Origin of the sequence: Staphylococcus sp. TE8, assembly GCF_000692055.1 — a bacterium.
GTDB classification, from domain to species: Bacteria; Bacillota; Bacilli; order Staphylococcales; family Staphylococcaceae; genus Staphylococcus; species Staphylococcus capitis.
Genome location: NZ_JMGB01000002.1, coordinates 496,064 through 521,854, shown reverse-complemented (window position 1 = coordinate 521,854; position 25,791 = coordinate 496,064). Strand labels below are relative to the sequence as shown.

Here is a 25,791-nt window from a genome sequence, read left to right as displayed (position 1 = left end):
ACGTTATCTACGTACGTTGATTTGGAGCTTCCCCGAAATTTACATTGTATATGAGTGAGATAAAATTCTGTATAACTGGAGTTAAATACATATCATCACGGTAAACTATTGATATGTATCGAGGTCTGGGTCCATTAGGTAGCTTTTTACTTACGATGTCTTGACGATGTTGAATTGCACTATGACTAATTAAACTTAAATAATGAGAATGTTTAATCGTTTCTAAAATACTACTCAAACTATTCGATTGCATACGTGCACGAAGTTGTACTAAATTATCACGACGCCACTCATCAATACTTTCTCTGGTAGATCCTCCACTATGTATAACAAAATCATAGTATTCTAAATCCTTCATAGTTAACGCTTCTTTATGAGCTAGTGGATGTTCTTTGTCCATAGCTATCATTAATTCATTTTCCATAAAACGTTTTACCTTTAAATCATTCTCGTAAAAGGCATTTTCAGAAATGACAGCTAACTCAATTTCTCTACTTCTCAATTTATCAATGATATGAGGCGCTGTATCTACTGTTAAATCAATTTGTATATTTGGATGATTATTCATATAACTTTTAAAGGCTTCTGGCAAAATGTGGTAAACAGGCGCATGGCTTGCACCAATTTTTAAAGTTCCTCGCTTAGAAGCTTTGAAGTCTGACATGACATCATTTGTTTCCTGCATTAAATTTAATAATTTAGTTGTATTTCGATATAACAATTCCCCAGCTTCAGTTAATTTAAAATGCTTTCCTTTTTTGTAATATAAAGGAATACCATAATATTTATTTAAATTTTTTAAATGAAATGTCACGGTCGGTTGAGTAATATTCATTGATTCAGCTACCGCATTTTCATTTTGAAATTCAACAAACTGCTTAAATATCATCATCTGCTTTGTATTCAAAGCATGTCACCTCTCAAATATAAATTTTCTCTATACATTTATACATATTACATATAATTTTTTGAGTTAGCGTTAACATTCTGTTTAATAATTATTAACAATCTTTTTCTATAGTAGTAATTGAAAGAGGTGAGGATGTGGTTTTAGAACTTAAAAATATTAAAAAATCATTTGGTTCAAGGACTGTGATTCAAGATATTAATTTAACGATTGAGAGTGGTAAATTTGTATCGCTCCTAGGGGCCTCAGGATGTGGTAAGACTACGTTGTTACGATTAATTGCCGGTTTAGAAACACCAGATTCTGGAAGTATAAATCATGATGAGCGCACTTATTATGATTCTAACCAACATACATATGTATCACCGGCTGAGAGAGACTTAGGGATGGTCTTTCAAGATTTCGCACTATGGCCACACATGACTGTTTTCCAAAATGTTGCGTATCCATTGAAGGTAAATAAAGATACGAAAGATTTAAAAACACGTGTGATGCAAGCACTGAAAGAGGTACACTTGGAAGAACACTATGATAAAGCGATTCATCAACTTTCAGGTGGCCAACAACAACGTGTGTCATTAGCCAGAGCAATTATTTCACAATCCAAACTGATATTGATGGACGAACCATTATCGGCTTTAGATGCAAGTTTAAGGGAAGATATGCAGTTATTAATTCAAAGATTAATTAAAACATATGACATGACCGCTATATTCGTCACACACGATCAATATGAAGCTATGAGTATGTCAGATTATATTGCAGTCATGTCGAATGGAAGTATCGTTCAATATGGAACGCCTGAAACATTGTATCAACATCCTAAGAACAAGGAAGTTGCCACATTTATTGGGAAGGGGACATTTTTAGAAGGCGTGAGTCATAATCAAGTTTTAAGCACGAATGAAGGTTTTCAACTTAATCATTCTATCCAAACTAAAGAGGGGAAATATGGCGTATTAATTCGCCCAGAACACGTACATATAGAAGAAGCAACTCATTCGAAAGCGACACCCGCTGTCATTGAGACAGTGAGCTTCACAGGTGAACGTTATCAATATACAGCATCATCGCATGGTGTCTCGATTATGTTTTACGATAGTAACTATTTTCAAGAGAATGAGACGGTCAATTTAACCTTTGATATTCCTGAAAATTACTTTATAAAAATGGGGGAAACTAAACATGAAGCAGTTCACTAAATATATCGTAATCTTAATTGCAACGGTAGTTTTATTAGCAGCATGTCAAAATAAACCAGAGAATGGCGACAAAGGGAGTAATAGTTCTAAATCGAGTTCAAATGACGGAAATAGTAAAGATAAACTCGTTTTATATGCAGCAGGACCAGATAATTTAGTTAATGATATGGTCAAACAATTCGAAAAACAAACAGGTAAAAAAGTACAAGTTTTCCAAGGAACTACTGGAGAAATTCTTGGTCGCTTAGAAGCTGAAAAAGATAATCCTAAAGCAGATGTAGTTCAACTCGCATCACTACCTGCAGCATTAGATTATAAGAAGAAAGGGTTAATTGAACCTTATAAAGTTAAAAATCATAAAAAATTATATAAAGATTGGATAGATAAAGACGGATACTATTATGGATTTAGTGGCAGTGCATTAGGTTTATCTTACAATACTAAAAACGTTAAAAATCCACCTAAAGACGTCAAAGACTTAACTCAATCTAAATTTAAAAATAAAATTGCCATTCCTGATCCTTCAGAATCTGGTACGGCATTAGATTTATTATCTATTAAAGTGAATAACGAAGGAAGTAAAGCTTGGGATGAATATAAAGCATTGAAGCAAAATGGCATGAAACTTGCTGGTGCGAATAAACCTGCATTAGAATCAGTGATTAAAGGTGACAATGATGTTGTATATGGTGGTGTAGACTACATGGTATATGCAGCGAAAGCAAAAGGTGAACCGGTAGACATCAAATATCCTAAATCAGGGACAGCGATTTCACCGCGTCCAGCATTTATTCTAAAATCATCAAAACATAAAGAGTTAGCTAAAAAATATATGAACTATGTCACTAGTTCTAAAGGCCAAAAGCAAGTGGATGATCACTATTTAATTCCAGCAGACAAAACAGCAGAGAAGAAAAAAGGTAAAGCTAAACTTAAAGATATCAAAGAGTATAAATATGATTGGAATCATTTAAGTGATAAGAGTGAAAAAGTATTGAAAAAGTTCACGGAATTGATGAGATAATATGCGACATCATTCTTCATTCTATCGTGTGAACCAAGTACTAGCAGTCATTGTGTTGTTCCTCCTCATCATCTTGCCCTTATGTTTAATACTTTTTAAAGGGTTTGTGTCTAGTGAGGATGGCACATTTGGGGAACACATCCAACAACTAGGTCAACCTTACCACCTTAAAATATTATGGAACTCAGTTATTTTAGGTATTTCAGTCGTCATATTATGCACAATCATTGCACTACCACTGAGCTATATTATGACAAAGACGTCACTTTCTAAACATCAATGGTTAGATCTTGTTATTATGATTCCATTTATGACACCACCTTATATCGGATCAATGGGATGGATGCTAACAATGCAGAGAAATGGGCTGTTGGAACAACTCAGCCCCATTTTCTCACGTGTGACACCATATTTCTTTAGCTTTTTTGGGATGGTGTTGATCATGAGTTGCCACTTGACACCATTTTTATATATTATTTTGAAAAATGCACTCATGACAATTCATCAATCACAAGAAGAAGTAGCTGAAATTTACGGAGGTACATTCTTTTATCGTTTTCGTAAAATTATAGCGCCACTTTTTGCATCAGGATATAGTATGGGAGCATTGCTTATTTTCGTTAAAACAATCGGAGAATTTGGTACACCAGTCACAATGGGAAACAGAATAGGCTTTCAGGTATTAACCTCAGAAATTCATCATAGTGCTTCTATATGGCCGATTGATTTTCAAAGAGCAGCGTTATTATCTACTTTATTATTAGCTGTGAGTATGACAGTATGGGCATTTCAACAATGGTTTCAATCGCGAAATCACTTAAGTTCTAATGCTGGAAAAGGACATAAAGTGAAAGTTCATTCTCGCAGTAAGTGGAATATAATATGTTATGTATTTATTATTTGTGAAATTATCGTTACTATCGTTTTACCTTATGCAAGTATCTTTATGAATGCCTTTATGAAACAGTTATCGTCAGGATTTCATCTAAGTAACTTTACTTTGCAAAACTTTGTTAATGTATTATCGGGTAATGGTGGCATAGCTTTATTTAATAGCATCATGTTAGCTACTATTTCGGCTACGTTAGCAAGTTTAATTGGTCTATGGGTTGTATTAATCACACGAAGACGTAATTCTTTAGGTCGGGTGATTGACTTTTCAAGTTTATTACCAAACACAGTACCTGGTATTATTGTGGTTATTGGGCTAATCCTTTTCTGGAATAATAAACATAATCCCTTACCGGTTTATAATACAATCGGAATATTAGTCGTTGCTTACACAGTGCTTTATATTCCATACGCTGTTCAAAACATAAGAACGGTTGATCAACGTTTAAGTAAAAATCTTATTGAAGCAGCTCAGATTTCAGGTAGTAAAGGATGGACATTGTTCAGAACAATTACATTTCCTTTGTTAAGACCAGGCATTATTTCTGGATGGATACTTATATTTTGCATATCTATGAGAGAATTAGTTGCTTCGTTAATGTTGAGACCACCTAATACGGATACATCTTCAACGTTTATTTACCGTCAATTTGAGCAAGGAGATTCTGCCCAAGGTATGGCAATGGCAATAATGTCTATAGGTATTACTTCAATCATTTTATTCATATTAGAAACGTATCAAAGAAAGAAAAAGCTTTAAGAGTTCAGTAGTAGTGAGAGGAGCGTGATGCACAGATGCCTAAAAGATTATTAGCAGTATCGGACATTCATGGGCATGGTAAGTCTCTAGCGCGATTGCTGAAAGCAGCTCACTATGATGCAAAAGATGACCAACTAGTACTTATCGGAGACTATGTCAATAATGGTCCAGATTCAGTGGGGACATTAAAATTTGTAAAACAATTAGTAAACGACGGGGCTATCGCGTTAGTGGGGAATCATGAATTAAGATGGCTCGAACGTAAAGACAAACCAGCGATACAGTGGCATCAATTTATCAACGAACTTCCATATTATAAAGTCATTGGTCAATATATTTTTGTACATGCAGGAATTGATACAAGTAAGTCGATGCGCAAACAATCAAGAGCAGTTGTTACAGGCCATGCTCCAGAAAATTTAAACCACTTCTTACCTAAAAATAAAGTTATTGTTCACGGTCATGTGCCGAATTATAGATTAGGATATAAGAAAGATCACATTCATATTGAACCTCGTGTCATAGATATTGATACTGGCGCAGGTCATAATCAATACTTAACATTACTAGATTTAACATCGCAGAAACAATATTCTGTGAAGGTTTCTGATGATGATGCTAAAATTCAAGAGCGTCGCGTTAAATTAAAGTAGGATAAACAAAGAATCCCCTTACTACTGGTGATAGTAAGGGGATTTTTTAATGGCTTGGCTTTACCGTATTTTTTATTGTGCTGTTACTTCTAATTGCACGTCGATGTTACCTCGTGTTGCTTTAGAATAAGGACAGAATTGATGAGCTTGTTCTACATATTTTTCAGCGTCTTCTTGTGAGATATTTTCAAGTGTTACTTTGATATCTGCCGCAAGTTTAAAGCCATTGTCAGTGTCATCTTTAATTAATTCAATAGTGATTTCTACTTCTGGGTTAGCATCGTTTACTTTGTTTTGAGATAAAATTAATGATAAAGCACTGTTAAAGCATGCACTATATCCAGCAGCAAATAATTGTTCAGGGTTCGTGTCATTACCACCTTGACCACCCATTTCTTTAGGTGTGGCTAGATTTTGAACGAATGTATTATCAGGGCTAAATACGCGACCATCACGGCCACCATTTGAAATCATTGTCGTAGTATATAAAGGTTTTGCCATTTTGAGAACTCCTTACCTTATTTGATTACGCTTGATTAGATATTTTGTTTAACTAATCAAGGTTATAACGAAGTATAATACCATTTAAGTCAAACTTACAAGAAATGTGATTTTATATTTAATATTATTTTTAAATAATCTACAGAAATCTAAAAGAGTGTAATAAAAATGATAAGTGTATCTTTATGTAAAATGGTATATAATGGCATTGAATTGAGTAATTGGGAAATCTATAGAAGGAGAGTAAATATATGAAGAGAACACGTGTACACCAACTTAGCGGATATTTAAAAATCTCATGTACAGCACTACTTGTCAGCGGGACAATCATTGGTTATGGATTTACCCACAATACACACGCAGATTCTACAGAGACATCTCGTACGATGACACAATCGCAAGATCAAAATCATTCTTTAAGTAAACACATTAAAGAAGCTAAAGATAAATTAAATCACTTAAAAGACTTATCAAAAGAAGATATCAAAGATTATCAAACTCGTATAGATCGTGCCAAAGATGACTCTAAAATAGATGCTATTATTGAAGATGCGAGACAACATAATGAAAAGTTAGTAAATTCAACGGTCTCTAATGATAGTAACAACAATTCAAAAGCGTCTAAGGAGTTAGATCAATTTTTAGAAGATTTGGATGCCATTTCTAATAATGTTGATAACTATCAACAAAACAATGGTGTAAATGAAGACCATCCCAATAAAGACGCTATTCATAAAGAAGATACACAGAATACAGAAGCTAAAGACAATGATACTAAAGCACAGGCGAATGATACGACCATTTTCAAGAAATTAGACTCTATCAAAGATGATGTGGATTCTCTCCGCTCAAATGAAAGTTCTAGTACGAGTCAAAGTGATAAAAAGACTTCAAATCAATCTGATAACAAAGAGCGTCAAAATCAAATTGAGCATGATATAGCAACACTAAAATCAGAAGCTAATCAAAATAGGGATAATGCTGAGGATACGATTGGAAAAATCACTAAGGACTTACAAGGTAGTGATAAAATCACACATGCGCTTGCACAGAGACAATCACGACAAAATGATAATAATGAGAACTATCTAAGTCGTAAATTGAATGATTTAGGTGCTTTAGAAAGCAAAGTTAAGGAAGATAACCATTTATCCGACGATAATAAGCAAAAATTAAAACGTGAAATTGATCGAGCGCATCAAAAACTTGATGGACAACAAAACGCGATATTAAATCAACTTAAAAATGATAAAGATAAAGCTAAGACCACTGAAAATATACTTCATAGCATCATGAGTAACAATGAAGCTCAACGTGCATTGAAAAACATTAAAATTAAAGGTCAATCTGATAAAGACATTGCTAATCAAATCGCGAAGCAGATTGATGGCGTTGCCACTACTTCAAGTGATGATATTCTTAAATCAATGTTGGATCAATCACATAATAAAGAAAAATTGATTAAAGAACTATTATCTACGCGACTAGGAAACAATGAAGCTTCTCAAATAGCAAAGAAATTAGCCAATGGTCACTTTAGTCAATCTCAAATTGTTGATCAATTAAAACACTATTTTGATAAAAATGGTCACGCAACAGCAGATGATATTTTAAATGGCGTATTAAATAATGCTAAAAATAAAAAAGAAGCAATCGAAACGATATTAGCGACACGATTGAATCAAGATAAAGCGAAAATTTTAGCAAGTGTCATTACACGTATTCAAAATGATAAAACAGATGCGTTACAACTGATACAATCCGCTTTAGATGGTAAAGCAAATGACTTATTGCAACTTCAAAATCGTGTTAAACGAGCTAAAGGTGATTTAAATTATATTTTATCACCAATAAAAGATCGCCCATCATTACTTGATAGAATCCATGGTAATCATCACAACAGTAGTCAACTCGCTGATATATTAAACCAACTCGCAGGTTTAACAAATGGATCAGGTATATTAGATAATTTAAACTCTAAAGATTCTATACTAGATGGTATTGGTAATATGGATACACCATCCCCAGAGAACAATTTATCATTAGGTTCAGGTGATGGCTTATTGAGTGGAATATTAAATGACGACGGCAATATCTCTTTACCAGCTGCAGGTAAAGTTCTTAAATTGAGTGTTTTACCATTTGCAATCATTGCTTTAGTGATTGGAAGCACGTTGATTTGGGTAAGTCGCCGTAAGAAACATCATGCATCATAATTAATAAATTTAGTCACCCGGACGTCTTAAAATTGTTAAAATGTTTGGGTGACTTTTCAATGGAAATAAATATAAATAATTGGAGAATGAGTATCTCATATCGTTATAATGTAGAAACTGTTCATGAAAAAAGAGTTAAAGGAGTATGACTATGACAAATCAAACAGCTCTATTAGTGATGGATATGCAAAAAGGTATCGCAAATAATGTGCCACAAATTAATAGTTTAATTAAAGCAAATCAACGTGCAATAGAAGCAGCACGCGCACACCAAATTCCGGTAGTCTTTATGCGTGTTGCATTAGAGAAAAACTTTGCAGACGTTTCACCTCATAATCGTGTGTTCTCAAGTTTTAAACAACGCGGTATATCCATGACAGAGGATGATGCGTTTGAACAAATTCTTGAGGAATTAGAACCTGCAGAGGATGAACCAATCATGACTAAACGACGTTTTAGTGCGTTTACAGGTAGTGGTTTAGAGGTCTTCTTGAATGCGAATCAAATTAATCACCTTGTTTTAACAGGTATTTCGACAAGTGGAGTGGTGCTAAGTACCGCACTTGAAGCTGCAGATAAAGATTATCAAATCACAGTTTTAGAAGATGCTGTGGGAGATCGTTCAGATGATAAGCATGATTTCATAATAGAACAAATTTTAAATCGTTCATGCGAAATAGAATCAGTCGAATCATGGAGAAACCATTTATAGTAAAGTAACATCCTTATATAACGATGAAATACAAATTGAGCAATCCCTCCGTAAACATTGTTTATGGAGGGATTATTTTAAATACACATCAAACTCAACTATTTCCTGGAAAATAAAAAAGATAGCAAGCTCTATGAAGAGACATGCTATCTTGAGTAACTCTTATTATTTTCCTTGAATATAATCTAAATCATTGGCATCTTCTGCATCAATGGTTCTGTATGAAATAACGCCAAGACCTTTAACATTAGATTCTGAAATCACAATTGAACCATCGTCGTTGACTTTTTCAACGAAACCAACATGACCATATTGTGTATCTGCACCAAGTTGGCCAGCTTCGAAGACAACAGCAGTATGGTTTTTAGGTGACTGTGTTACAGTGTAACCTTCTCTTTCAGCGTGATTGTTCCAATTGTGTGCATCACCTAAATCACCAGAAATAGATGAGTCATATTGTTGCATACGTTGATAAACATACCACGTACATTGTCCTTGTGGATATGGAGAAGATCCACTAGCTTCAACAAATGGTTTGAAATCACTTCCTGAAGTTTCTGTTCCAATTGATTGAGTATATTTTTTCAGATTTGGCATACGTTTTTTATCAAATGCAGTTAAATTGTAATGTTTAATGATACTATTTAACTTTTTAGCATAATTCGGATCTGTCGCATAAGAATGTGATAAGTGTGACGTTGCCTCTTTATATGTTAATGCTTCGCTCTTCCAAGTAGGTTTATAAATTGTAGGATTGCCTTCAATACCATTTTTAATTAAGTCAGCATAATCTTGGAGTGAAGATTTCAAATTAGGATATTTACGGAATCCAGCGTTTATACTAAACATTTGGTTATCGCTACCAGCCTCTAGTGTATTGAAGTTCACAGATTCCCCATTATAACTGCCTTTAACACCGAATAAATTATAGTTAGGTGATTGAGCTAGACTACTTTTACCTGAGTCAGATTCCAAGATAGCTTGAGCCATCATAACAGAGGCATAAATCTTTTCTTTTTGGCCAATTTTATGTGCATCTTTAGCAATCGATTTAATAAATTTACGAGTATCTTGGCTGTCTACCACATTAAAGTTATCGTCTGACACTTTGCCATCTTCAATTTGTGGTACTTGTTGGAATAAACTTGTTGAACGCGTATTAGATTTTTTAATATCATTCTCAAACGATTGAACCGGTTTAGATTTATGTTTCAATTCATTCTCTGTAGGTAGTTGCGGATTATTATTTTGAGAAGACTGCGATGTGTTCTTCTGATGTTTAGATTTCTGCTCATAATTAGATTGGGTCTTCTTAGCATCTTCACTGTATTCATCAAGAATGGTATCTAGTGCTGAATCAGATACGCTTGAGTGGTTGTTGTCACTTGATGAATGTGATGTTGTTTGATTAGAAGATGATTGATGCGTTTGATTTGATGACTGTTTAGATTCATCTTGTTGAGACGATTGACCTTGTGACTGGGAAGTATTTTTATCATCGTCTTGTTCCCATTGAGATAATGCGTCACTCACCTTTGAATCATCTGTTTCTGCTTTAGAAGATGATGTACTACTTTGATGTGATTGATCTTCAGAATGAGAGGAATGACTTCCTTCAGAAGGAATGTCTGAATTAGTATTTTTATTCGATGTTACCTCTTTAGAATCATTGTTATCACTATCAGTAGAATCATCTCTATTTGAAGTGGAAGGTGATTGACTTGTATGATCGTCTGACTGTTCATAATTTGAAATATTAGAATCAAAGTTAAAAAGATTTTGAATTAATGTAGTTAAACTAAAGCTATCATCATATTTATCAGGTTTTAACAGGTCGTTCATATGAGACTGACTTTGAGCAACGTTATGGTAAAATTGGTCAACTAAATTTGTATTTTTTTGCTTATTTTGATCAGTAACTGCTGTTGTAGTTTGATGCGGCTGGTTAGAATTCTGATCTGACTGATTGGATGCTTTGTTTTTATCCGCTTTAACATCATTATCTTTTTTATGCGTTTTAGAAGATTTACCGTTCTCTTTAGAAGGAGATTTCTCAGAAGAAGCTTTTTCAGCTTGGTGCGCACGTTGATTGCTATCAGTTTGCTCTTGTTTATCTTCTTTCGACTGTGAACTTTTATGAGTTACCTTTGTTTGTTGATTCATGTCATCTGTATTATCTTTCGCAACGGCCGTAGGGGTAGTGAATGTTGGAAATACCAACGTAGTTGATAGTAAATAAATTAACAATTTGTTTTTCGACATCACATTTTTTCTCCCTCGAAAAGTTTAATTTTGGTGTGATAATAATTGAGAATTTGGTATAATTTAACTTATAACTTATATTGTTGATATCTATCAACGAAACGTAATGCGCCTTAATACATTTATTATACAAATCTTACTTGTAAAAATAAATTACTTTCCTAGAAATTTTATAAAATAATAGAAGTATCTCCTCAATGATCAAGTAATGATGGGGGAGTCATTTTCAAAAATAAAAATAGAGTTATTATAAAGAATGAATATTAAAGACCTTCTCAATAGGAGTGTGAATATGAAGAACGCACTAAAACTCTTTATCACGGATTTGAAGAGGGTAGCGAAAACGCCGGGTGTTTGGGTGATCTTAGCAGGTCTAGCTATTCTACCTTCGTTCTATGCATGGTTCAATTTATGGGCGATGTGGGATCCGTATGGTAATACAGGCCATATTAAAGTAGCAGTAGTAAATGAAGACAGTGGTGACAAAGTTCGAGGTAAAAAAATTAACGTCGGCGATACAATGGTCAAATCGTTAAAGAACAATGACAGTTTCGATTGGCAATTTGTTAGCAGAGAAAAAGCAGACCATGAAATTAAGATGGGTAAGTACTATGCCGGTATATACATACCAAGTAAGTTTACACATCAAGTTACTGGCACCTTAAGAAAGCATCCGCAAAAAGCAGACGTTAATTTCAAAGTGAACCAAAAAATTAATGCCGTAGCAGCGAAACTGACAGATACAGGTTCATCGCTCGTTGTAGAGAAAGCCAATGAGCAATTTAATAAAACAGTTACGAAAGCATTGTTAACTGAAGCAAATAAAGTCGGTCTAACATTAGAAGACAATGTGCCGACAATCAATAAGATTAAAAATGCGGTATATCAAGCGAATGATGCATTACCTAAGATAAACGACTTCGCTGACAAAGTTATTTATCTTAACAATCATCAAGACGAGTTAGATCAATATGCGAATAAATTTAGAGATTTAGGTAAATATAAGGCTAATATTACTGATGCTCAAGATAAACTCAATGCAGTCAATTCCGCTGTTCCCGCTTTAAATGAGAAGGCGAAACTCATCCTAGCACTTAATGATTATATGCCGAATATCGAACGACTACTCAATGTAGCTTCGAATGATGTGCCAGCACAATTTCCTAAGATTAATAAAGGTGTAGACATTGCTAGTGAAGGCATTGATGCAGCAAGTAGTCAATTAAACGACGCACAAGGATATTTAACTCAAGCGAAGCAGCGTGTGAAAGACTATCAAGAAGCTGCCGGTAGAGCACAAGAAGTGAATGGTGCTGTGAATAAAGATTTAAACAATCAGACAACGACACAGCAACAAAGTGTTACCCAAAGCCATAAAGATTTAGGGCATAGTTACTCTAATATAAAGACCAGTCAAATGAGTACGATGGGTGATTCATCTAACAATGATTCAGATTTAACACAAAACGACATTAAATCAATGAACACCGCCTTAGCAGAATCGTTATTATCATTATCAAATCAGACAGACAAACAAGCTCAAGCCACTCAACAAGATATTAAAGCGTTGAAGAACATGGCATATGGTATTATCGCATCAGATAAACCTACACAATTTAAAGAACCACTTGAGAATATTAAATCTCGATTGGAAAATGCTACTAAATATAATCAACAAATGATCGATATTCTTTCAGAACTAGAGAAAAGTGAAGATGTAGATTTATCATCAGAAATTAAACATATTAAAAAGGCGAATAACCAAATTAATGATAGTTTACGAACAACTAATCAATTAATTGATGCTTTATCAAATGGTAGTTCAGGCCAGTCTGAAGCAGTAAAAGTACTTCGTGGACTGCCAAAACTGAGTGATAATCTTGATAACTTCCGTTCATATATTAAAAATGAACTAAACAAAAATTTATTAGCTGTTTCAAACGAAATTACAGATCAATTAAATAAAGGTCAGAATACTTTATCTACAATTCAATCGAAATTGAACTCAATCAACCAAGTGATTAATGCAGGTCAAGATATCTTAAGTGATGGTAAAGAACGTATTGATACAATACAAAGCACTTTACCTGGTATTGAACAAACTTACATCAATGCCATGAAAACTGCTCAAGCTTACTTCCCAACTGTGAAGAAAGATGTTGCACAAGCCGCTAGTTTCGTGCGCAATGACTTACCACAATTGGAACAAGAATTAGCCAATGTCACTCAATCAGTAAACCAAAATTTACCGGCATTATTTAATCGATATGACAACGCTGTTAATTTATTAAATGAGAATCAACCACGCGCGAAAGAAGGTTTAGCTTCACTAGCTGACTTCGCACAGAATAAATTGCCAGACGTTGAGAAGGATCTTAAAAAAGCAGATAAAGTCTTCAAGAAACTAGACAAAGATGATGCTATCGATAAACTTATAGACACATTAAAGAATGATTTGAAAAAGCAAGCAGACACAATTGCAAATCCAATTAATAAAAAGACTACGGATGTCTTCCCAGTGAAAGATTATGGTTCAGGAATGACACCATTCTATACAGCGTTATCAATATGGGTAGGTGGCTTATTAATGGTAAGTTTACTTTCAGTAGATAACAAACATGAACATTTGCGACCTATATTAACAGCACGACAAATCTATATGGGTAAAGCTGGTTTCTTCTTCCTCTTAGGTATCATTCAAGCACTTATCGTGTCGATAGGTGACCTAGTGATACTTAAAGCGGCGGTGGAATCACCAGTCTTATTCGTAACCATCGCTGTATTTAGTTCACTCGTATTTAACTCAATCATCTATACATGCGTGTCCATGTTAGGTAATCCAGGTAAAGCTGTAGCGATTATCTTGCTCGTATTACAAATCGCAGGGGGTGGAGGAACATTCCCAATTCAAACGACACCACAGTTCTTCCAAACCATTTCACCATATCTGCCTTTCACTTATGCCATTGACGCCTTACGTGAAACTGTAGGTGGTATTGTACCTGAAATATTAATTACTAAAGTTGTCGTACTCACATTGTTCGGCCTCGGATTTATTATATTCGGTATATGTATGAAACCTGTGATGGATCCAATTATGCGTAAAATTGCTAAACGTGCAGCAGAAAGTAAAGTAACTGAATAATATACTAAAATCCCTCGAATTGTAAGATTCAATTCGAGGGATTATTTTAGTTATAAGCAATGCTTATTTAAGGATGGCTTATAATTAGATCCATGTGTCCATTAAACTGAATTGCTTTATCTTCTGTTGTTAAAATAAAATGCGTACCTTTTTGAACAGTGAATGTTTCGTCATCAACTGTTAATTGACCATCACCTTCAATGACTGATACTAAGCAATACGGATGAGGTTTCGTTAAAGTTAGATGTTCAGAAACATCCCATTTCTCTACTGTGAAGAACGTATTCGACACAAATTGCGTATAAGTGTTACCATCAATCTCTTTAGTATGTGGAGAAGTATTCGGCTGTCGATTAGAAATATCGATAACCTCTTTACTTTGTTCTAAATGTAATTCACGTGTGTTGCCATTTTTATCTTTTCTATCGTAATCATAAATACGATATGTGGTATCAGAAGATTGCTGTGTCTCTAAGATGAGGATGCCTGAACCTATCGCATGTACTGTACCAGCAGGAACATAATAGAAGTCGCCAGGTTGAACTGGAACATGAGTAAATAAATGGTCGAAGTCTTTATTATCAATGAGTTGTTCTAATTCTTCTTTTGTTTGTGCTTCTACACCATAGATGATTTCTGAGCCAGGTTCTGCATCAAGAATATACCAACACTCTGTCTTACCATATTCACCTTCATGTTTAAGTGCATAGTCATCATTAGGATGAACCTGTACTGAAAGTTGATCATGAGCGTCTAGAATTTTAGTTAGAAGCGGGAAGTGTGTTCTAGAATCGTTATCGAATAACGCACGATCTTCTTCCCATACCTCATCTAACGTCTTACCTTGATGTTTGCCATTTTCAATGACATTAGGTCCGTTCTGATGTGCTGAAATAGCCCAACATTCGCCAGTTTGATCACTTGGAATATCGTAACCAAACTGAGTTAAAGCATTGCCACCCCAAATGCGCTCTTGAAATACAGGCTTAAGAAACAATACCATATCTTACACTCCTTTATATCTCTTTTAAAATGTTGTAGATTTCATTTTTATCTTGAGCATGCACGAGGTTGTCTCTTGTATCATCATGCATTAAAGCTTTTGATAAGCGTTGCAATAATCTTAAATGCGTATCATTACTGTCATTTGGCACAGCGATAAGGAAGACCAATTGCGGTAATGAACCATCAAGGCTTTCCCACTGAATGCCTTTTCTATTTTGCATAACAGCTACGGCAGGTTGATTGACTGCACTTGATTTCGCATGAGGAATCGCCACATTCATACCAATGGCAGTAGTTGACTCTGCTTCTCGCTTAAGAATAGCTTCTTTAACTTCTTCAACATTAGAGATATAGTGATGTTCATTTAATTTAGAAATAAGCGTATCAATCGCATTGTCACGCGTAAGTTCAGTATTTGATATTTCAATAATATTCTCGGCAAATACTTCATGTTCTTTACTTTCATTTGTAGGCTCACTTTGTGGAGCAGTCGTTGCTACATTACTTTGTGTTGTTGTATCGTTTGCTGATGTAGAATCATTTTCAAGGGTAGGGTCAGTCTCGTGTGAATTCACTTCATTCACAGGTGTATGTCTCTTGAAAATTAAAACCGTCATCATTGTGACTAAACTACCGATAATGACAGCGATAAAGAACCAAAGGACCTTATCAATACCGCCAAGTACTGCTACAACTGGACCACCGTGGGCAACTCTATCTCCAACACCTCCCAGCGCGGCGATGACAGATGCTACCATAGCACCAATCATATTAGCTGGAATCGTTCTAAGTGGGTCTTGGGCAGCGAAAGGTATCGCACCTTCAGTGATACCGAAGAGACCCATTGTAAATGAGGCTTTACCCATTTCTTGTTCAGCTTTATTAAACTTACGTTTTTGAATAAATGTGGCTAAGCCTAAACCGATTGGAGGCGTACATACTGCTACAGCAACCATTCCCATCACTGCATAGTTACCTTCAGCAATTAATGCAGAACCGAAGAGAAAGGCAACTTTGTTAATCGGACCACCCATATCGAAGGCAATCATAGCGCCGATAATCAACGCTAGAATAATAATGTTTGCGCCTTGCATACCTTTTAACCATGTCGTCAATGCAGCAAAGATACTTGAAATCGGAGCACCGATGACAAAGATAAATATCAGTCCTACGATAAGTGAAGAAATAATAGGTATGATAATAATTGGCATAATCGGTGCCATCGCTTTAGGAACTTTAATTTGCTTAATCCATTTAGCGATATAACCAGCTAAGAAACCGGCAACAATACCACCTAAGAAACCAGCACCTGCAGTACTGCCATAGAGACTTCCGTCAGCAGCGATAGCTCCACCAATCATACCTGGAACAAGTCCGGGTTTATCAGCAATACTTACGGCAATATAACCGGCTAGAATTGGAACCATAAATTTAAAAGATAAGCTTCCAATATTTTCAATTGATTTCCAGAATGAATGCTCTGGAATGACGAGGCCTTTAGAAGTCGCTTCGCCACCTATAGTTAAAGCAATGGCCATCAGCAATCCACCTACAACGATGAATGGCACCATGAAAGAGACACCATTCATTAAGTGTTGATAGACCATTTGCATGCCACTTTTATGTTCATTATCTTCTTCAGAATTGTGGCTGTGAGTTTCTGAATCATTTCCATGATAGATACGGGCGTCTTGATCAATGATACGTTGAATTAATTGTTTTGGATGATGGATACCTTCACGCACGTTCTCATTAATGAGGCGTTTACCATTAAAACGTGAAAGATCAACTTGTCTATCAGCAGCGATAATGATGCCGTCTGCTTCTTTAATTTCTTTGGCAGTTAAAATGTTTTCAGCACCTACACCGCCTTGTGTTTCTACTTTGATATCTACGCCCATTTCTTTAGCAGCTTGTTCTAACTTTTCTTGAGCCATATATGTATGAGCGATACCGTTCGGACATGATGTTATAGCAAGTATTTTCATCGCTTTCACTCTCCTTTATTTAAAGTGTAAGCGTATTCAATGCTATATAAAAAAGAATAATTGCCGTTATTAGTGGCAATTATTCTCGAATTTGAGCGATTAACTTATTTTTAAAGTCATGGTTCTCCATCATACACCACTGATCAACCGTATGTTCATCAAGTTGGGCTAGTGACTGAATCATATTTTTCATCATTTGCGCATCCTTCTTCGCAATCGCTAGGAAGAATACTAACTTCACATCATGTTGTTTCCAAGGAATGGGGTGCTTGAATTTATAGACAATCACATGAGATTTCAGCACCTTCTCAGGATTACCGTGAGGAATCGCCATACCATTGCCTATGAAAGTTGAAGACTGACGTTCGCGTTCCATCGCAGATTCAATGTAACCGTCTAAAGTCGTTTGATGTTCTTCTAGAATCTCTTGAGTTCTCTTAAAGATTGAGAGTGCAATGGAAGGTTCATCTTGTTCGATGTCGGACTCAACCACAAATTCTATTGGTGACAGGGCATCTCTTTGTAACGTTGGGTTTTTAAACGTTTTAATTACATGTTCAACTTGGCGTTCATCATCTTTCGAAAATAATGGCGACACCTGAATCACTTTCGGAAGGTGTGATGAACGTTTGTGACTTAAGTCGATATCATGCGTTGTGATGAGTAAATCCACTTGCGCAAAGTCATATGTCTCAACATCTTCAAGTTTCAATGTATCAACAATTGATATTGAAGGACTTAATTTCTTAATTCTTTCAGCTAATAAAGTTGAAACCCCTAAGCCGTAATAGCACACAATGACGACGTTAATGGTCGAGTGCATTTGTCGTTCAATTGATGATTGAAAATGAATCGTCAAAAAGGCAATTTCATCTTCGCTAAGTTGTATGTCAGTGTCTTTAGATAACTGATGAATTACATCGTAAAGCGTGTTAAAGATAAAAGGATAGAGTTGTTTGATTTCAGATGTCAGCGGATTGTTGAGGTAAACATTGCGCATTAATCGTAAGTAGGTACGACTAAAGTGCGTATAAATATTTTCTTTTAGAATTGAATCTTTAGAAAAAGGAATATCTACATTCGTTTCCATCAATTGTATTAACCGTTGAATATAACTTTGAATAAAGAGTTGTTGGAAGCTTAAATCAAATTGATTGAAATGATAACTAATGAAGAATGAAAACAATTGACTCGTTTCATCAGTTAGCTGGTAACCTAGTTGTTGATTAATATCTTTAATACACTGTCGTGCTATGGCTAGAGAAGTTGGATTCGACTCCCAATCTAACTCCTCAGAGTTAGAGCGCTTAATAATTAAGATTAAATGCACAAGTAATTGTCGCACTTGATTATCTGACGTTTGAAGCTCGGAAGCTTGAATATGTTTCTTAATAATATGATGAATACGCTGAATATGTCCCTGTGGTAATTCTTGCAGAATCAAATCTTCCACTTTAATTTCATTCGAAGAGAGTTGATTCAGATGAAGAACCGCATTACTTAAATCCGAACCACTAGCATCGATAATGATGCCTTGTTTCCTTTTCAAAGTGATGGTGACATCAAATTTTTCACACCAAGTTTGGATACGTGTGACACAATCGAGTACATCTGCCTTTGATAGATGAAAATGTGATGCAAGCTCACTCAAAGTATATGTATGATGATCCATCAATAATTTATAAGCAATCGTAATTAATAACTTTCTCTCTTTAAGAATACTGTCATTTAATTGTCCCTCAATAAAACTAATAGAATATGCATCTAAATTTAATTGATAGCCTCTAGATTTAACACTCACTATAAGATTATCAATGAATGTAGAATTAATAACTTTAATATCATTCCTAACTGTGCGATTAGACACATTTAAATAAGCCGAAACTTCATTCCCGCTAATGTACGTTTGAGCGTTATTGATTAAGAGTTGAATGAGTTTAATCTGTCTGTTTATCATAGTCCATCTCACTTCTCCCACAAAGTTTGATTAGGAAAACGCTTACTCCACAATCAAAGTTTACTTGTTAGCGAGGAGATAGGCAAGTAGGTATGATAATCAACTTTGAAGAATTAAGTACGAAATTATCGATCATTGTAATCAAACAATTAATAGACTCCAAGTCTCCGATATTCAAGACAACGAACTTCCAAATTTAAATCATTACATTAGAACAATTGACTCAACAACTACTCCCATCAAACATTAATTTTAATTGACTTGCTCAAATAACAGTTTCTTCATTATATTGTTAAGCAAAATGTTATATGGGTATGAGTAAATTAGTTAGATGAGGAGGTATTATAGTTGAACATTTCTTCTAAATATTTTGATTATTTAGTTGTTTTTACCGCAGGCATAGGAATGTTTTTATCTACCTTAGATAGTGGGATTATTAACGTTGCATTACCTACTTTATCGAAATCATTTAATGTTGATACATCATTGATAACATGGAGTGTCACTTTATATACTTTATTATTGACGGGAACGATTATCATATTTGGAAGATTGAGTGACAAATTTAGTCGAATAAATATCTATAGTATCGGGCTTATTGTGTTTTTAATAGCTTCAATTTTATGTGGTTTTTCAAGTAATATTATCCAATTGATCACATTTCGAGGTTTGCAAGGCATCGGAGCAGCAATGTTGCAAGGCACTGCCACTGCTATTATTACAACTAGTATTCCTGAAGATAGACAAGGATCGGCCCTAGGAACGCTAAGTATACTTTTAGGAATAGGACCAGTTTTAGGACCTAGTGTAGGAGGGAGTTTACTCTCTTTAGGAAGTTGGAGATGGATATTTTGGATGAATATTCCCTTTATCGTAGTAGGGTTAGTTGGCTGTTTAATATTGAAGAGAAATATTAAAGAAAATAGAAGTACATCTATTCACCTAGATTTGCGAGGAAATATATTGTTATTTCTATCTATATTTTGTTTATTAATCAGTCTAACTGCATGGTCTCATAATTCTATTAAAAGTTTACTCGTTTATGGGAATTTAATAACTTTTATCATACTATTTAGTTTGTTTGTAGTATGGGAATTAAAAAATAGTCTTCTCTACAACTCTATGATAGACAATACGTTTTTGAGGATTTTTCGCATTAGGTGAGTATAATATAGGACGTCCTTTATACACACTTTTTGCATTTCTTCACTCACCAGTGTTATAATTTAGGTAACGAAAATAAGTATTCACTTATACACCAATCCCCCACTATTGCGAGTAGTGAGGGGATTTTTGTTGGTGTGGCTATATGTCACCTATTTTTATTGCGTTTACTTAGCCAATGAGTAAAAAACGCAATGGCACAGCCACTGATGACTGGTGCTATGATGTGAACGAAAATAAGCATCACTCTATACACCTCCTCTCTACGTCAAATTGACGCCTGAGGGATAGGCGACCTATATATTATATCATCCCCGAATATACGATGAGAGTTAACTTCCGATAAGTCATTTATGTTAACTAAAAAGACTCTAGTACAATTTGATATGTATTAGAGTCTTTTTGTTAGTTAGTCATTTAATTCTACTGATTTTATTTTTGGTTTTTCTGGTAGTAATGCATACTTAATTTTAACAGTTAGAGTAGCTAGTTTGTCATTAATATTCACTTGATAATAACCTATATGACCGCTACCTTGATTATCTGATTGTCCATTAATAGAAACTTTATCTTGGCTTTTTAGAAATTGATAAGTTTTATTATCTTTAGCAATTTCTTTTAAGTTTTTAGTATCTTTATTTTTAATAGAGGTATTTAATTGTTTTTCACTGGAATACATAACCCATTTATCAAAAAATAAGAAATTTAGAATCATATAACAAATGGCTACTACTATAATTACAAGAGCGATATAAATTAACTTTTTCAACGTTAAACACCTTTTTAAAATTATTTATAATTTATGATAACTCATAAGTATATGTAATTGCCAAATAAGATATAAAATTTAAATAAGTATTCACAATCTCTACAAATCATTCTTATATCTTAGTGATAATATAATAATTGAATATATTATCTATAGGAGTGATTTGGATGAGTAATTCTAAAAAAGTAGCTGTTGTTACTGGAGCGGCTCAAGGTATTGGTTTGAAAATTGCTGAACGTTTATTTAAAGATGGATTTAATTTAGCCATAGTTGATTACAATGAAGAAGGTGCTAAAAATGCTGCGTCATCTTTAACTACAAATGAACAAGAGGCAATTGCCTTTAAAGCTGATGTCTCAAATCGTGATGAAGTCTTTTCAGTATTAAGAAAAGTGGTCGAGCACTTTGGAGAGTTTAATGTATTAGTTAACAATGCAGGTTTAGGTCCAATGACGCCAATTGATACAGTGACACCTGAACAATTTGATCAAGTTATTGGAGTCAATCTAGGTGGCGTATTCTGGGGAATACAAGCTGCATTAGAACAATTTAATAAGTTAGGTCATGGCGGTAAAATTATTAATGCTACTTCTCAAGCTGGTGTAGAGGGTAATGCGGGATTATCTTTATATAGTAGTACTAAATTTGCTGTTAGAGGTTTAACACAAGTTGCTGCTCGTGATTTAGCTGATAAAGGTATTACAGTTAATGCGTATGCACCTGGTATTGTTGAAACACCAATGATGGAAGGTATTGCAATAAAATTAGCTAAAGAGAACAATCAACCCGAAGAGTGGGGTTGGAAACAGTTCACTGATCAAATCACTTTAAAACGTCTTTCAAAACCGGAAGATGTGGCTAACGTTGTCAGCTTCTTAGCAAGTAGTGATTCAGACTATATTACAGGACAAACTATCATTGTTGATGGTGGTATGAGATTCCATTAATAAAAAATAAAAACGTTTATGCATACATCTGTTTGCATAAACGTTTTTTTATTACTCGTGTTTATTTTGTGTGCTGTTGTTATTGTTTTGTTGGTTACTTGGTTTGTTTTCAGAGTTTTGTGAGCTAGATTGCTGGTTGTTAGGTTTCTCTGATGTTGATGGTTGTGTAGAGTTCTGACTATTTTGTTGTGAATGGTTATTGTAGTTATTATTGCTCGTGTTATTTTGCGTGCTTGGTTTGTAGTTGTTCTTAGATGGTTTATCTTTAGTTTCGTTTGTTTTGGTTTGTTGTTTATCGTTTTGATACTGATTATTGCTAGGTTGCTTAGTTGTGTTGTTGGAATGATTGATATTAGAGTTTCCGTTATATGTGCCAGATGCTGGTTCTGATTGCGCATTTTCTTGGCTTTGGTTAGCGTTATTATTTCCATTATATTGATCGCTGTCTTGATTAGATTTATTTTTCTTCTTATGTTTCTCTTCAGTTTTTTGATTGTCTTTATTTGAGTCTGTATTAGAAGATTTGCTTTCATGCGTCATTGCTGCATAAATTGAGAAGCTTAATGCAGCGACAAGAAGGATCACTACGATGCTTGCTAATATCTTTTTCAAATGGTTGTCCTCCGTCCTTATTAAATTTTTCTGTATTCTATTATAATCGTTTTCGGGTCATAAGTAGAACTATTTTGAAATAATAAGTTACATATATCATACCAATTATTTTTGAAAATATAAAAAATCACAAGAATGTAATAAAAAACATTAAAGAAAAATTTGCACTTTATGTAATCGTATTGTAATATTGTAATTGAATCGTAATATCCCATCTTTGTTGTACATAAATAGCGATTCCAATAAAAACAGAGGAGAGATCCATTTATGAACAGAACTACAAAAGTAATCTTATCGTCAATGTTAGCAGCCGGAACAGTATTTGGAGTTGGCCTTTCAACAGATACGCCACCAGTGAATCAAGCCCATGCAGCAACAGCACCTTACTACTCATTTACAGGATATGCTGGTAATCATGCCTCATTTGTTTTAAACCAACTATTTATTAATTCGTTAAAGTATGACACTTTTAGAATGAATGGAATTAAAATTCCTTACACAACTGGTAAAAATCATGTGAACAAATATAAAGGCACGGTTAAGAAATATGACCAAAGCTTTAGTGGAGTTAATACTAAGAAAACGAGAGCAGGTAGCGTAGAGTTTAAAGTTACAAGTCATCTATCTGTGAAACAACTTAAAGAAGCTTATGGTAAAGGTTTGAGAGCTTTACCTAACAAGCACAAAGGCACTAAAACGTATGCTTATAGCCCAGGAAATAAACACTATGGTATATCATTTACTACTAAGAATAATAAAGTAACTAAAATTACAATCGGAACACTAGGTGTGACTGGAGAAAAATTCTAGCTAATCATTTATTAATACGTAATGAACAAGCAACATTAAATTTAGAAAAGAGATAGCTTATCATGAGAAAACTAACTAAAGTATTTGTAGCATCAACTATCGCAATGGGAACATTAGTAGGAGTGGGTGTTTCTACGGCTTCACCAGTTAATGGCATTGCTCAAGCTACAAACTCACATTACTATACGTATCAAGGTTACGTTAAAGGAAATGGATCATTCTTAATTAAAGAGCAATTTATTAAAGCCGTTAAGAGTAATAATGTGACATTTAATGGAATTAAATTGAAACATTCGACTGGTACTAAAATGGTCGATAAGTATGATCAACATTTCGAAGGTGTCGCAAATGATGGGATTAAGGCTAAACAAGTCCAATTTACTGTGACTAAAGATTTAACCTTAAATCAGCTGAAAAAAGCTTATGGCAAAGATTTAATTAAGAAAAGTCATAATAAAAACAAGGATGGCGGTATTTTTTGTTATACACCTTCAGGTAAAGGTTTAGGTGTATTGTTTGTAGTAGATAATAGTCGTGTCGTAGCAGTGACGATTGGCTACTCACTTTCTACACCAAGTAAATAAGATTTATAGGTGGAGGCTGTAACATAGATAATTGTCTCAACCTTAATTAACATATTGGCAGTAGATATCTGAATTGAAAGTGCACTTATGCTAAGCTTCTTTCAATCTTAGTCATCCTTGCCGGAGTGGTACAAAGAAATTAATTTTGACAAATTATATTTCTGTGCCACTCTTTTTTATTTAGTGGAGAAATATTTATTCAAATCTATAAAATTAGAGTAGGGAAAACTGATATGATGAATAGAGAGACACTGATAAAGGTCAATGATGATGATATCCTCCCCCTTATTAAAGTGCACCAGCGCTTAAGAATTTTAATTTTCCTTATACGTAATTTAAGTTGTATCAATGAAATATTAAAATTTGATAAAGTTCACTTTCTGTCGGAAAATTAATTTTCAAAGTGAGTGGGTATAGAAGTCATGGAAAGGTGGTAATCATTCATGAGTGTATTAACAAATGAAGAGAGAGTCAAAATTCTATCGGATATCGTCGCAATCAAAACAGTGAACGACAATGAATTGGAAGTAGCGAAATACTTACAAAAGTGGTTCGACAAGTATGGAATTGAATCAGAATTAGATGAAGTTTCAGAAGGACGTGCCAATTTAATTGCCACTGTTGGTTCAGGTCAACCTGTCATCGGTATTTCAGGTCACATGGACGTGGTCGCTGAAGGAAATCATGATGACTGGACTTACGATCCATTTGAATTGACTGAAGATAATGGTTACTTGTATGGACGCGGTGCTGCTGATATGAAATCAGGTTTAGCAGCATTAGCCATTGCGTTAATCGAAATTAAAGAAAGTAACCAGTTAAATAAAGGTACAATTAAATTTATGGCGACTGTTGGTGAAGAAATGGAACAAGCAGGTTCTTCACAATTATATGAAAAAGGCTATGCAGACGATTTAGACGCGTTACTTATCGCTGAACCGTCTTATCCAAGTTTAGTCTATGCGCATAAAGGTTCTATGGATTTCCGAATCACTTCTAAAGGTAGATCTTCACATAGTTCAATGCCATTCTTAGGTGAAAATGCGATTAAACCACTACTCGAATTTATTCAAAATATTGATAAAGAATATGAAGAACTTACGCAAACTGTTAAAGGTGAGTCTTTAGACTACAGTAATATGGTGAATAAGTTAGCAGGTCAATTACCTGAAAATGTCACTAAAGAACAGGCTAAAGATTTAATTGAAGGTTTAGTCATGACAAATAGTATCTTTAACGGTGGTTCACAAGTCAATTCTGTACCGGATAGTGCGACTGCTGAATTTAACGTGCGTACTATACCAGAATATAATAATGACAAAGTTAAAGAATTATTTAATAAATATTTAAAACAAGCTAACGAAAATGGTTCAAGTTTATCTCAAGAAATCTATCTTGATTTAGCGCCTGTTGTAACAACTGGTAAAAATAGATTGGTAGAACTTGGCCATGAGAAAGCACAAGCACATTTCCCTAATGAGGAAGGTTTAATTATTACGCCGACTGTTGCGGTTACAGATGCGTCTAACTTACTTCGTGGTAAGGATGAGCACTTCCCATTCTTAATGTTCGGCCCTGGTATTAGACCTCATCAAGTTGACGAATGTGTTGAAAAACAAAATTATCTTGATTTTGTTGATTATTATATCGATTTCTTAACGTCATTTACTGATGAATTTTAA

General features: G+C 34.4%; 20 protein-coding genes and 2 pseudogenes. 12 read left to right on the top strand and 10 right to left on the bottom strand.

Annotated features, from left to right (window positions below):
- Nucleotides 1-7: 7 nt before the first annotated feature.
- Complete coding sequence (locus CM54_RS08850) at nt 8-907, bottom strand: LysR family transcriptional regulator (protein ID WP_002436383.1); 900 nt, start codon at nt 905-907, stop codon at nt 8-10.
- 137 nt (nt 908-1,044) lie between these two features.
- Between CM54_RS08850 and CM54_RS08845 the strand changes: the two genes are divergently transcribed.
- The 4 genes from CM54_RS08845 to CM54_RS08830 are packed head-to-tail and all read left to right on the top strand — an operon-like array spanning nt 1,045 to nt 5,437.
- Nucleotides 1,045-2,109, top strand: a complete 1,065-nt coding sequence (locus CM54_RS08845) for an ABC transporter ATP-binding protein (RefSeq protein ID WP_030062690.1) — start codon at nt 1,045-1,047, stop codon at nt 2,107-2,109.
- Nucleotides 2,093-3,133 (top strand): ABC transporter substrate-binding protein, encoded by a 1,041-nt coding sequence (locus tag CM54_RS08840; RefSeq protein ID WP_030062689.1) that lies wholly within the window; start codon nt 2,093-2,095, stop codon nt 3,131-3,133. The genes CM54_RS08845 and CM54_RS08840 overlap by 17 nt, the downstream gene beginning before the upstream one ends.
- A gap of 1 nt (nt 3,134) precedes the next feature.
- A complete protein-coding gene (locus tag CM54_RS08835; protein WP_037550685.1) occupies nt 3,135-4,784 on the top strand; it encodes an ABC transporter permease in 1,650 nt (549 codons plus the stop codon).
- Nucleotides 4,785-4,819: 35 nt separating this feature from the next.
- Nucleotides 4,820-5,437 (top strand): metallophosphoesterase, encoded by a 618-nt coding sequence (locus tag CM54_RS08830; protein WP_030062687.1) that lies wholly within the window; start codon nt 4,820-4,822, stop codon nt 5,435-5,437.
- 72 nt (nt 5,438-5,509) lie between these two features.
- On the opposite strand, the gene CM54_RS08825 is transcribed toward CM54_RS08830, so the two are convergent.
- Complete coding sequence (locus CM54_RS08825; protein ID WP_030062686.1) at nt 5,510-5,938, bottom strand: organic hydroperoxide resistance protein; 429 nt, start codon at nt 5,936-5,938, stop codon at nt 5,510-5,512.
- Nucleotides 5,939-6,189: 251 nt separating this feature from the next.
- On the opposite strand from CM54_RS08825, the gene CM54_RS08820 reads away from it, so the two are divergent.
- Both CM54_RS08820 and CM54_RS08815 read left to right on the top strand, forming a co-directional pair.
- Nucleotides 6,190-8,154, top strand: coding sequence for a hypothetical protein (locus tag CM54_RS08820; protein WP_037550683.1), 1,965 nt, complete (start codon nt 6,190-6,192; stop codon nt 8,152-8,154).
- 151 nt (nt 8,155-8,305) lie between these two features.
- Nucleotides 8,306-8,866 carry an isochorismatase family cysteine hydrolase gene (locus CM54_RS08815; RefSeq protein WP_037550681.1) on the top strand — a complete coding sequence of 187 codons (561 nt, stop codon included), beginning with the start codon at nt 8,306-8,308 and terminating at the stop codon, nt 8,864-8,866.
- Nucleotides 8,867-9,031: 165 nt separating this feature from the next.
- Here the strand turns inward: CM54_RS08815 and CM54_RS08810 are convergent, their stop codons facing one another.
- Nucleotides 9,032-11,128 carry an amidase domain-containing protein gene (locus CM54_RS08810; RefSeq protein WP_030062683.1) on the bottom strand — a complete coding sequence of 699 codons (2,097 nt, stop codon included), beginning with the start codon at nt 11,126-11,128 and terminating at the stop codon, nt 9,032-9,034.
- Between the two features lie 292 nt (nt 11,129-11,420).
- Here CM54_RS08810 and CM54_RS08805 point away from each other — a divergent pair, with 292 nt between their 5' ends.
- Nucleotides 11,421-14,273 (top strand): YhgE/Pip domain-containing protein, encoded by a 2,853-nt coding sequence (locus tag CM54_RS08805; protein ID WP_037550679.1) that lies wholly within the window; start codon nt 11,421-11,423, stop codon nt 14,271-14,273.
- Nucleotides 14,274-14,340: 67 nt separating this feature from the next.
- On the opposite strand, the gene manA is transcribed toward CM54_RS08805, so the two are convergent.
- From manA to CM54_RS08790, 3 genes are all read right to left on the bottom strand, one after another.
- The gene (gene manA, locus CM54_RS08800; protein WP_030062681.1) at nt 14,341-15,276 is read right to left on the bottom strand and encodes a mannose-6-phosphate isomerase, class I; all 936 of its coding nucleotides are present in this window, start codon (nt 15,274-15,276) and stop codon (nt 14,341-14,343) included.
- A gap of 13 nt (nt 15,277-15,289) precedes the next feature.
- Nucleotides 15,290-17,266, bottom strand: coding sequence for a fructose-specific PTS transporter subunit EIIC (locus tag CM54_RS08795; protein ID WP_037550676.1), 1,977 nt, complete (start codon nt 17,264-17,266; stop codon nt 15,290-15,292).
- Nucleotides 17,267-17,345: 79 nt separating this feature from the next.
- Nucleotides 17,346-19,223: a BglG family transcription antiterminator gene (locus CM54_RS08790; RefSeq protein ID WP_030062679.1), complete on the bottom strand. Its 1,878-nt coding sequence runs from the start codon at nt 19,221-19,223 to the stop codon at nt 17,346-17,348.
- Nucleotides 19,224-19,571: 348 nt separating this feature from the next.
- On the opposite strand from CM54_RS08790, the pseudogene CM54_RS08785 reads away from it, so the two are divergent.
- Nucleotides 19,572-20,291: pseudogene (locus tag CM54_RS08785) on the top strand (MFS transporter); the annotation flags it as partial.
- Nucleotides 20,292-20,333: 42 nt separating this feature from the next.
- Here CM54_RS08785 and CM54_RS12935 read toward each other — a convergent pair.
- The 3 genes and pseudogenes from CM54_RS12935 to CM54_RS08780 all read right to left on the bottom strand — a co-directional run.
- A pseudogene (locus CM54_RS12935) lies at nt 20,334-20,420 on the bottom strand (recombinase family protein); the annotation flags it as partial.
- Between the two features lie 115 nt (nt 20,421-20,535).
- On the bottom strand, nt 20,536-20,634 hold the full coding sequence (locus tag CM54_RS12605) for a type I toxin-antitoxin system Fst family toxin (RefSeq protein WP_121909925.1): 99 nt from the start codon (nt 20,632-20,634) through the stop codon (nt 20,536-20,538).
- A 162-nt stretch (nt 20,635-20,796) separates the two neighbouring features.
- Nucleotides 20,797-21,156, bottom strand: coding sequence for a hypothetical protein (locus tag CM54_RS08780; RefSeq protein WP_030062677.1), 360 nt, complete (start codon nt 21,154-21,156; stop codon nt 20,797-20,799).
- A gap of 167 nt (nt 21,157-21,323) precedes the next feature.
- Between CM54_RS08780 and CM54_RS08775 the strand changes: the two genes are divergently transcribed.
- The gene (locus CM54_RS08775) at nt 21,324-22,103 is read left to right on the top strand and encodes a (S)-acetoin forming diacetyl reductase (protein ID WP_030062676.1); all 780 of its coding nucleotides are present in this window, start codon (nt 21,324-21,326) and stop codon (nt 22,101-22,103) included.
- Nucleotides 22,104-22,154: 51 nt separating this feature from the next.
- Here the strand turns inward: CM54_RS08775 and CM54_RS08770 are convergent, their stop codons facing one another.
- On the bottom strand, nt 22,155-22,715 hold the full coding sequence (locus CM54_RS08770; protein ID WP_030062675.1) for a hypothetical protein: 561 nt from the start codon (nt 22,713-22,715) through the stop codon (nt 22,155-22,157).
- Between the two features lie 267 nt (nt 22,716-22,982).
- On the opposite strand from CM54_RS08770, the gene isaB (CM54_RS08765) reads away from it, so the two are divergent.
- The 3 genes from isaB (CM54_RS08765) (at nt 22,983) to CM54_RS08755 (ending at nt 25,791) form a co-directional block, all read left to right on the top strand.
- Nucleotides 22,983-23,525 carry an immunodominant staphylococcal antigen IsaB family protein gene (isaB, locus tag CM54_RS08765; RefSeq protein ID WP_023351002.1) on the top strand — a complete coding sequence of 181 codons (543 nt, stop codon included), beginning with the start codon at nt 22,983-22,985 and terminating at the stop codon, nt 23,523-23,525.
- Nucleotides 23,526-23,587: 62 nt separating this feature from the next.
- Complete coding sequence (gene isaB, locus CM54_RS08760; protein WP_037550674.1) at nt 23,588-24,109, top strand: immunodominant staphylococcal antigen IsaB family protein; 522 nt, start codon at nt 23,588-23,590, stop codon at nt 24,107-24,109.
- 443 nt (nt 24,110-24,552) lie between these two features.
- Entirely contained in the window at nt 24,553-25,791 is a 1,239-nt protein-coding gene (locus CM54_RS08755; protein WP_030062674.1) for an ArgE/DapE family deacylase, read from the top strand.

Excerpts from the sequence above, each read along its gene's own strand:
- isaB (WP_037550674.1), top strand. The coding sequence starts at position 23,588 with ATGAGAAAACTAACTAAAGTATTTGTAGCATCAACTATCGCAATGGGA.
- CM54_RS08840 (WP_030062689.1), top strand. The coding sequence starts at position 2,093 with ATGAAGCAGTTCACTAAATATATCGTAATCTTAATTGCAACGGTAGTT.
- CM54_RS08830 (WP_030062687.1), top strand. The coding sequence starts at position 4,820 with ATGCCTAAAAGATTATTAGCAGTATCGGACATTCATGGGCATGGTAAG.
- isaB (WP_023351002.1), top strand. The coding sequence starts at position 22,983 with ATGAACAGAACTACAAAAGTAATCTTATCGTCAATGTTAGCAGCCGGA.
- CM54_RS08825 (WP_030062686.1), bottom strand. The coding sequence starts at position 5,938 with ATGGCAAAACCTTTATATACTACGACAATGATTTCAAATGGTGGCCGT.
- CM54_RS08805 (WP_037550679.1), top strand. The coding sequence starts at position 11,421 with ATGAAGAACGCACTAAAACTCTTTATCACGGATTTGAAGAGGGTAGCG.
- CM54_RS08820 (WP_037550683.1), top strand. The coding sequence starts at position 6,190 with ATGAAGAGAACACGTGTACACCAACTTAGCGGATATTTAAAAATCTCA.
- CM54_RS08755 (WP_030062674.1), top strand. The coding sequence starts at position 24,553 with ATGAGTGTATTAACAAATGAAGAGAGAGTCAAAATTCTATCGGATATC.
- CM54_RS08775 (WP_030062676.1), top strand. The coding sequence starts at position 21,324 with ATGAGTAATTCTAAAAAAGTAGCTGTTGTTACTGGAGCGGCTCAAGGT.
- CM54_RS08810 (WP_030062683.1), bottom strand. The coding sequence starts at position 11,128 with ATGTCGAAAAACAAATTGTTAATTTATTTACTATCAACTACGTTGGTA.
- CM54_RS08795 (WP_037550676.1), bottom strand. The coding sequence starts at position 17,266 with ATGAAAATACTTGCTATAACATCATGTCCGAACGGTATCGCTCATACA.
- manA (WP_030062681.1), bottom strand. The coding sequence starts at position 15,276 with ATGGTATTGTTTCTTAAGCCTGTATTTCAAGAGCGCATTTGGGGTGGC.
- CM54_RS08815 (WP_037550681.1), top strand. The coding sequence starts at position 8,306 with ATGACAAATCAAACAGCTCTATTAGTGATGGATATGCAAAAAGGTATC.
- CM54_RS08790 (WP_030062679.1), bottom strand. The coding sequence starts at position 19,223 with ATGATAAACAGACAGATTAAACTCATTCAACTCTTAATCAATAACGCT.
- CM54_RS08835 (WP_037550685.1), top strand. The coding sequence starts at position 3,135 with ATGCGACATCATTCTTCATTCTATCGTGTGAACCAAGTACTAGCAGTC.